The organism is Corynebacterium sp. (assembly GCF_030535495.1).
In the GTDB taxonomy this organism is placed as follows: Bacteria; Actinomycetota; Actinomycetes; order Mycobacteriales; family Mycobacteriaceae; genus Corynebacterium.
The window spans coordinates 1-7,420 of sequence record NZ_JAUNRW010000100.1 but is presented as its reverse complement, the minus strand read 5'-3'; the positions used below and the strand labels follow the sequence as shown (position 1 = coordinate 7,420).

5 protein-coding genes are annotated in these 7,420 nt (G+C 66.9%); 4 read left to right on the top strand and 1 reads right to left on the bottom strand.

The features are described from left to right. Window positions 1-152: 152 nt before the first annotated feature. Window positions 153-833: a TRM11 family methyltransferase gene (locus tag Q4F73_RS10350; protein ID WP_303359269.1), complete on the bottom strand. Its 681-nt coding sequence runs from the start codon at window positions 831-833 to the stop codon at window positions 153-155. Between the two features lie 144 nt (window positions 834-977). Here Q4F73_RS10350 and Q4F73_RS10345 point away from each other — a divergent pair, with 144 nt between their 5' ends. From Q4F73_RS10345 to Q4F73_RS10330, 4 genes are all read left to right on the top strand, one after another. Further along, entirely contained in the window at window positions 978-4,001 is a 3,024-nt protein-coding gene (locus Q4F73_RS10345) for an EAL domain-containing protein (protein ID WP_303359268.1), read from the top strand. A gap of 6 nt (window positions 4,002-4,007) precedes the next feature. After that, entirely contained in the window at window positions 4,008-5,450 is a 1,443-nt protein-coding gene (locus tag Q4F73_RS10340; protein WP_303359267.1) for a glycosyltransferase family 2 protein, read from the top strand. Further along, window positions 5,447-5,686: a hypothetical protein gene (locus tag Q4F73_RS10335; RefSeq protein WP_303359266.1), complete on the top strand. Its 240-nt coding sequence runs from the start codon at window positions 5,447-5,449 to the stop codon at window positions 5,684-5,686. The genes Q4F73_RS10340 and Q4F73_RS10335 overlap by 4 nt, the downstream gene beginning before the upstream one ends. Before the next feature lie 34 nt (window positions 5,687-5,720). Then, the coding region (locus Q4F73_RS10330) for a SulP family inorganic anion transporter (RefSeq protein ID WP_303359265.1) at window positions 5,721-7,420 on the top strand (1,700 nt) is incomplete at its 3' end.

The following is a 7,420-nucleotide window of genomic DNA, read 5'->3' as shown; positions in this document are numbered from 1 at the left end:
TCGAGGTGTGGCCCGTGGTGGGGGAGCCGGTGTGGACCGTGCGCGAGCGCTTCATCGACGGCGCAGCCTTCGGGGCACACCAGCGGCGGGTGGCTGAGAGCGAGTGGGGGAGGGCGACGGCGGGGATCGAACGGCGGTACACCGTGGAATCCTCAGTCAGATTCTAGGGGCGGGCGCCGGAACACCAGCAGCGCATCCCGCGTGAGGTCGTGAGGCAGCCGGTCCCACTCAATCTCGACGATGCCGACCTGCTCGAGGTGGGCGTCGAGAAGCGAGGCGCAGTCGTCGATAAGCGGGGTGTGATCGCCCTCATGGAAGATGTCGGCGACATTCCACACCAGGTGACCTCCGGGGCTGAGCAGGAGCGCGCAGTGCCGCGCCACCTCCCCCAATTCCCGGAGGTAGCGGCGGTAGTCGCCGCCATCGTTCTCGTAAGCGGTGAGGGGATCGGCGTCGTGATGGGTGATCGTCATGTAGGGCGGTGAACTGAGTACCAGGTCGATGTCGCCGCGCCATGTCGGAAGCAGTTCCCGGGCATCGCCCTCGATGATCTGCGCGTCCGGTACCAGGCGCCGGATGTGCGCGACGCGGTCGGGGAGCAACTCGATGCCCGCCGCCCGCCGCCCGAGCTGCAGTGCCCTGTCGAGGGTCGTACCGTAGCCGGCGAAGGGGTCGAGTACCAGGTCTCCGGGAGAGCTGAAGCGCTCGATGATGTGATCGACGATCGCCGGCACCATGTGCACGTCCTCGTCCGCGCCGGGTGGCCGCGTACGCAGGAAGGTGTCGTGGGACGCTGTCAGGCGCATGCGCGTGGTGGCGCGGGTCGAGCTCATGGGAGGGAGTGTATCCCAGGCCACGGGGTGACGGAACGGGGGCGGATGGGGGACAATGGAAGCATTGTTGACAAGAAAAGCAATTAGGGGATACGACAACAAAATGCTATAAAGGGAAGTCGATGACCTATGGTGAGCACGGGAATGTCCAGTTCGAGTCACGTATCCGACACCGCCCCGCGTGAGGGTGACGTCCAGCCCTCCCGGGTCACTCGACGGGAGCTGCTGACCCACGGTCTCTGCGCCCTGGCGTTCACCTGTTTCATGGTGATCATCGCCGCCTTCGACGAACCCGGCGCATTCACCACCATGATCGGTTTCCCGGCCGGTGTCGCGGCATTGTGGGCCCTGCTCAGTTCCAACCGCATCCAGTTCGCCCTGATCTGTGTGTTCGTCTTCGTCGTGTCCTGTCTGAGCTTCCTCTATTTCGGTGACCGTCCTTTGATGACGGTGTGGCTGGGCGGGCTGGGGTATGTCCTGGTCGGGCCCATGATCCTTCCCACCGCGAAGGCTCTCGCCGAGATGCGGGCCCGGGCGCGGCGCCGGACACGTGACGGCGGGACGAGTGCCGTGAACATTATCGCGGTGCCCGCAGATGTCTACCGGCTGCTGCTGGCCTCCCTCATCACGGCGATCACCGCAGGTGCCCTCCGGGTGGTGTGGACCTCGTCCAACGGCGGAGACGCCTCCGTCCTCCTCATGCTGGGGTTCGTCCTGCGCGACCTGGCCGGTATCGCCGTGGTGACCGGTACGGCGCTGGCGGTGCGGTCGTGTGTGCGCGGCAATCCCCGGAGCCAGATTCTCCGGAGCCGGGTGGTGGTGGTCGTGGTGGCCACCGCCCTTCTGCTCGCGGTGATCTTCGGCCCCGGCCAGCACCTGCCGATCGCCTACCTGGCGATCGTCCCGCTGTTCTGGAGCGCGACCACGCTGGCCGTGTCGGCCGCTGCTCTGCACGCCGCGGTGACGGTGGTCGCGGCCGGTTTCCTGGCGCAGTTTGTGGGGGCCGGACCCTTCGCCGCACCCGACAACCCCGTGGTGCTCACCATCGCCGTCCAGATGTTCGCGATCATGGGTGTCGCCCTGTCCCTGACCGTGTCCACCGCGGTGCAGCAGCGCACGGCGATCATCGAGGAATTCGAGGCCCTCACCGAGACGATCCCCGACCCGCTGCTCACCGTCGATCGGGCGGGCAGGGTCACTCCCATCAACGCGGTGGCGCGGACAGTGCTCCTCCCGTGCGACGGGGGACAGTTCGTGGAGCGCCCGCTCACACCGATCGAGGGGGCACAGGAAGACATCGGCAGCCCCAGTGAGCGCGCCCTGGCCGGTGAGTTCGTCAAGTCACTCCCGGTGACACTCGCCGGGGGCGGAGGTGGTGGCGCTGGCGATGAGCACCAGGTCTACTCCCTCAGTGCCAGCCCGCTGTACGGCCCGGGTGAAGCGGAGCCGGAGTACGCACTTCTGCTGTACCGGGATGTGTCCAATGAACACCGCAGCGTCCAGGAACTGCGGCGGGCGCACGCCGAGGCCACGCTCCTGTTCGAGGATGCCCCGCAGGGGCTGGCCACCCTGGATGACACCGGTCGCATCGTGCAGGCCAACAGCGCGCTCGCCGGTCTGCTGGGACTGCCGGCTGCTGAGCTGGAGGGCCGCTCCATTGAGGAGTTCAGCCCGGAGGGGCCGCTGGACGATGCAGTGAATGTCGCACTGCAACGTCCGGGCACCCTCGTCTATGACAACCGCACCCTCGCATCCGCCGACGGCGCCGTGCGGATCGTCGAGCTGTCGATCGTTGCTCAGGAGCGGGAAGGCGAGGACGGCCGCCGCATCCTGGTCAATGTCGTCGACAACACCGAACGGGAGAAGCTCCACGAACTGGTCACCCACCTCGCCGACCATGACGAACTGACCGGGCTGATGAATCGGCGCCGGTTCAAAAGGGAGCTGCAGGCGTCGCTGTCCGGAGAGCACCGGGAGGCGGAGACCGGTGCCCTGCTGCTCATTGACCTCGACAATTTCAAGCTGGTCAACGACCATCTCGGCCATCAGGCGGGCGATGAACTGCTGGTGGAGTTTGCCGGACTGCTCCGCGACGCGGTGGGGCCAGGTGATGTCATCGCACGTTTCGGTGGCGATGAATTCGTCATTCTCCTGCCCGATGCCGGGCAAGCGGAGGCGGTGGCGGTGGGATCAAGCATCGTCGAGACGGTCAGCGAACGATTCGGCCCGCGGGGCGGAATCATGCGCCGCGTCACAGCGAGCATCGGGATCACCTCGCTGGCGGAAGCCAGGGAGGCAGGGGCAGATCCACTGTTGCTCGCCGACCAGTTGCTGTACGACGCCAAGCATGCAGGTAAAGGCAGGTTCGCGGTACGCGCGCCCCAGGAGGGGACGACTGCGCCGCCGGAGACCGTCTCGCGCTCCAGGGTGGAGGACATTTTGCGGGACGAGGCGATCACGCTCGACCTGCAGCCCGTTGTCGCCGTGGGAAGCGGGGACGTCGTGCTGGCGGAGGGTCTCGTGCGGGTCGACCCGTCACACGGGACGGTGAGTACGCCGGAATTCGTGGCGGCGGTGGAGGCCGCGGGTCTGGGGCCGCACCTGGACATCTGCGTGCTCCGGGCGGGTGTGCGGCTCCTCCCGCAGCTGCTGGCGGCCCGGCCGGGCTTCCGTTTGCTACTCAACGTCTCCGGACAGTCGCTCATGAGCGAGGACGTGGCCCGGGTCGTGGTGGAGGAACTGGCCGCACACCACGTGCCGGAGGGGTCACTGATCCTCGAGATCACCGAATCGGCACAGGTCACCGACTTCGCCAAGGCGCGGGCCTTCCAGACCATCGTGGCCGGGTGCGGGGTGAGCTTCGCCGTCGATGATTTCGGGGCGGGATATGATCCCTACCGCTACCTCAGCGAGTTGGACATTGACATGGTGAAGATCGCCGGCGTTTTCGTCGAGGGCATGTCCCGCAGCGACCTCGACGCCGCCATCGTGCGCTCGCTGGTCCGGCTGGCCGCGGAGCAGGGGATGGACACCATCGCGGAATACGTCTCCGACGAAGCCGTCTACCGGGCGGCGCAGGACGTGGGAGTGACGTTTGTGCAGGGTTTCCACCTGGGGCGGCCGGTGGCGGCGCAGGATTTCGTCGATAAGCATCTGCAGGAGGGGTGAGGTTTGGTGGGCACAGCACAGCGTGGACACGCCCGTTTCCCGATCGGCCGGGCCATCGGGGTCGGCGTCGTGGGCGTGGCGGCCATGGTCGGGGTGATGCTGTGGCTGGCCATCGGGCTGTCCCACCCGGAGCGTCCGCAACCCGAGGAAATTGAGCTTGCCGACGGCTGGAGCATCATGGTCAGTTTTTACATGCCGCCGGCCGCCGTCATGGTGGCGGCCGTCTTCGTGGCCATCGCCGTGCTGGTGGAGCAGACGGTCTCGAAGCGTTACCGCATCTCGGAGGACGCCGACCGCATCCCGCTGGCGCCGAAGATCGTCATGGCCGACACGCGGGGTGTGTTCCACGGTCCGGTGACCATCACGGTTCTCGTGCCGGCGCACAACGAGGCGGAGCGGATCACCGCCACCATCCGGGGCCTGCTGGAACAGGACAATCCCCCCGAACGCATCATCGTCGTCGCGGACAACTGCACGGATGAGACTCCGGAGCTGGCGCGTGCTGCCGGGGTGGAGGTGTTCGAAACGCAGGACAACCGTCACAAGAAGGCCGGCGGTCTCAACCAGGCGCTGCGGGCGCTGCTTCCCGAGTTCGGGGAGAACGACGTGGTGATGATTGTCGACGCCGACACGGTGCTCGACCAGGGATACCTCACCGAGGCCCGCCGGCGGTTCACCTCGGATCGCGCGCTGATGGCGGTGGGAGGGCTGTTCTACGGAGAACCCGGCGCGGGTCTGCTCGGCCAGTTCCAGCGCAACGAGTACACCCGCTACAGCCGTGATATCCGGCGCCGACGGGGCAAGGTGTTCGTCCTGACCGGTACGGCCTCCGCGTTTCGTCCTCGTGGACTGCGCATGGTCGCCCGGTCGCGGGGCACGTTGCTGCCGGGGCGGGAAGGCGATGTGTACGACACCGCGGCCCTGACGGAGGACAACGAGCTCACGCTGGCGTTGAAGTCGTTGGGCGGACTGATGGTCTCACCCAACGAATGTTCGGTGGTCACCGAGGTCATGCCGACCTGGCGGCAACTGTGGCATCAGCGTCTCCGGTGGCAGCGGGGGGCGCTGGAGAACCTCGGCGCCTACGGCGTGACACCGCAGACCACCCGCTACTGGTTCCAGCAACTGGGCATCGGATACGGCGTGGTCTCCCTGGGCGCCTACGTCGCGTTGATCGTTCTCACCCTCATGGCCGGCCACCAGTGGGTGTGGTACCCGTTCTGGATGGCGCTCGGATCGTTCTTCATCGTGGAGCGGCTGGTGACCGTGTGGCGTTCGACGTGGTTCGCCAGGTTCGTGGCGGTGCTGCTCATTCCGGAGCTCATCTATGCCGCGTTTCTCAACCTGGTGTTCATGCGGGGCGTGGTCGACATTTTGCTGGCGAAGCAGGCGCAGTGGGGGCAGCAGGACACCGCCCCGGCCCTGGATCACGAGGATCGGAAGGAATGACCGTGAACACCGAGTGGATTCTGGACACCGAGTGGTACGCCGTTCTCGCGGCCTTCGTGGCCATCAACACGTCGATGTACGTGATCCTGGCACTGGTGAAGACGTTGCCGCGTATCTACTTCCGTGACCTTTTTCCCCGCAGATACCAGCGTGCGGAAACACGCAGCATCTACCCCGATGCGGTGGAGGGCGGCCCCGGCATGTCCCGGAGGAAGAAATCTCCCGACAGCCCCTAACCTCCCGCGCCACCTGCGGAGTACCGTAGTGGTTATGACCAGTTCGAGGCCGATGTGGGAGCGATTCCTCCCCGGGATGGGAGCTCTGAGACGCTACGAACGTGGCTGGCTCCCCGGCGACGTCGTCGCGGGCGTGACCGTCGCCGCGTACCTGGTGCCGCAGGTCATGGCCTATGCCGTCATCGCCGGGTTACCCGCGGTGGTCGGCCTGTGGGCGGTGCTGGCCCCGATGTTCGTCTACTTCTTCCTGGGCACCTCCCGGAAGCTGTCGATCGGCCCGGAATCGACCACCGCCCTCATGACCGCCGCCGGCGTCGGTGCCCTGCTCAGCGCCGCCGGCGGTCCGGAGTTCTACGCGGAGGTCGCCGCGCTGCTGGCCATCGCCGTCGGCGTGGTCTGCCTGGTGGCCTTCATCGCGCGGCTGGGTTTTCTCACCACCCTGCTCTCCCGCCCCGTGCTCATCGGTTACCTCATCGGCATCGCGCTGCTCATGATCGTCAGCCAGCTGGGAAAGGTGAGCAAGCTGCACGTGGAGGGGGACAGTTCCTGGGAGGAGGTGGTGGATTTCCTCCGTCAGATCGACCACGTCCACCTCCCGACCGCCATCACGGCCGCCGTGGTGCTGGTCCTGCTGTATCTCGCCGCCTGGATCGCGCCGAAACTGCCTGGTTCGTTGCTGGTGCTGCTGGGCGCGGCGGCGGTGGTCGCCATCTTCGACCTCCGGGACCACGGCCTGGCTGTCATCGGCGAGGTGCCCCAGGGGCTGCCGGGGTTCCGGGTGCCCGACCTGGGTGCTGTCGACGTCTGGACCCTGCTGCCGTATGCAGCGGGCATCGCCATCGTCGGCTTCTCCGACAACATCCTCACCGCCCGCGCCTTCGCCTCCGGTCGTGGCGAGGTTATCGACTCCAACCAGGAACTCCTGGCCCTCGGCACCGCCAACGTGGCCAACGGCTTCTTCCAGGGTTTTCCCGTCTCCTCCTCCGGTTCCCGCACCGTGCTGGGCGACGCCGCCGGTGCGCGCACCCAGGTCCACTCCCTGGTGGTCATCGCCGTGGTCGTCATGGTTCTCATGTTCGCCGGGCCGGTCCTCGAGTCCTTCCCCACCGCCGCACTCGGGGCCCTGGTCATCTACGCCGCAACAAGGCTTATCGACGTCCCCGAGGTCATCCGCATCGCCCGCTTCCGCAAGAGCGAGGTGGTGATCACCCTCGCCACCGCGGCCGCCGTGGTCATCTTCGGTGTCCTGGCGGGCATCGGTTTCGCCATCGTCCTGTCCATCGTCGACCTGCTGCGCCGCATCACCCGCCCCTACGCTGACGTGCTCGGTTACGCGCCGGGCGTGCCGGGCATGCACAGCCTCGACGACTACGACAATGCCCGCGCCGTCGACGGGCTGCTGGTGTTTCGTTACGACGCCCCCATCTTCTTCGCCAACGCCGACGACTTCGTCCAGCATTCGATGCGGGCCGTCGAGGAGGCGGACACTCCCGTCCAGTGGTTCCTGCTCAACGCGGAGGCCAACACGGAGATCGACCTCACCGCCGTCGACGCGCTCGATGAGCTGCGTGCCAAGCTGGAGCGCCGGGGCATCAGGTTCGCCATGGCCCGCGTCAAACAGGATCTTTATCGACGCCTCGAGCCCACCGGCTTCATCGACCACGTCGGCCCGGACTACATCTTCGAGACCCTGCCCACCGCGGTGCGCGCCTACGCCAACCGCTACCAGGCACG

Bases quoted from the DNA above. Each gene is read 5' to 3' on its own strand.
- Q4F73_RS10350 (WP_303359269.1), bottom strand. From the start codon at position 833: ATGAGCTCGACCCGCGCCACCACGCGCATGCGCCTGACAGCGTCCCAC.
- Q4F73_RS10345 (WP_303359268.1), top strand. From the start codon at position 978: ATGTCCAGTTCGAGTCACGTATCCGACACCGCCCCGCGTGAGGGTGAC.
- Q4F73_RS10335 (WP_303359266.1), top strand. From the start codon at position 5,447: ATGACCGTGAACACCGAGTGGATTCTGGACACCGAGTGGTACGCCGTT.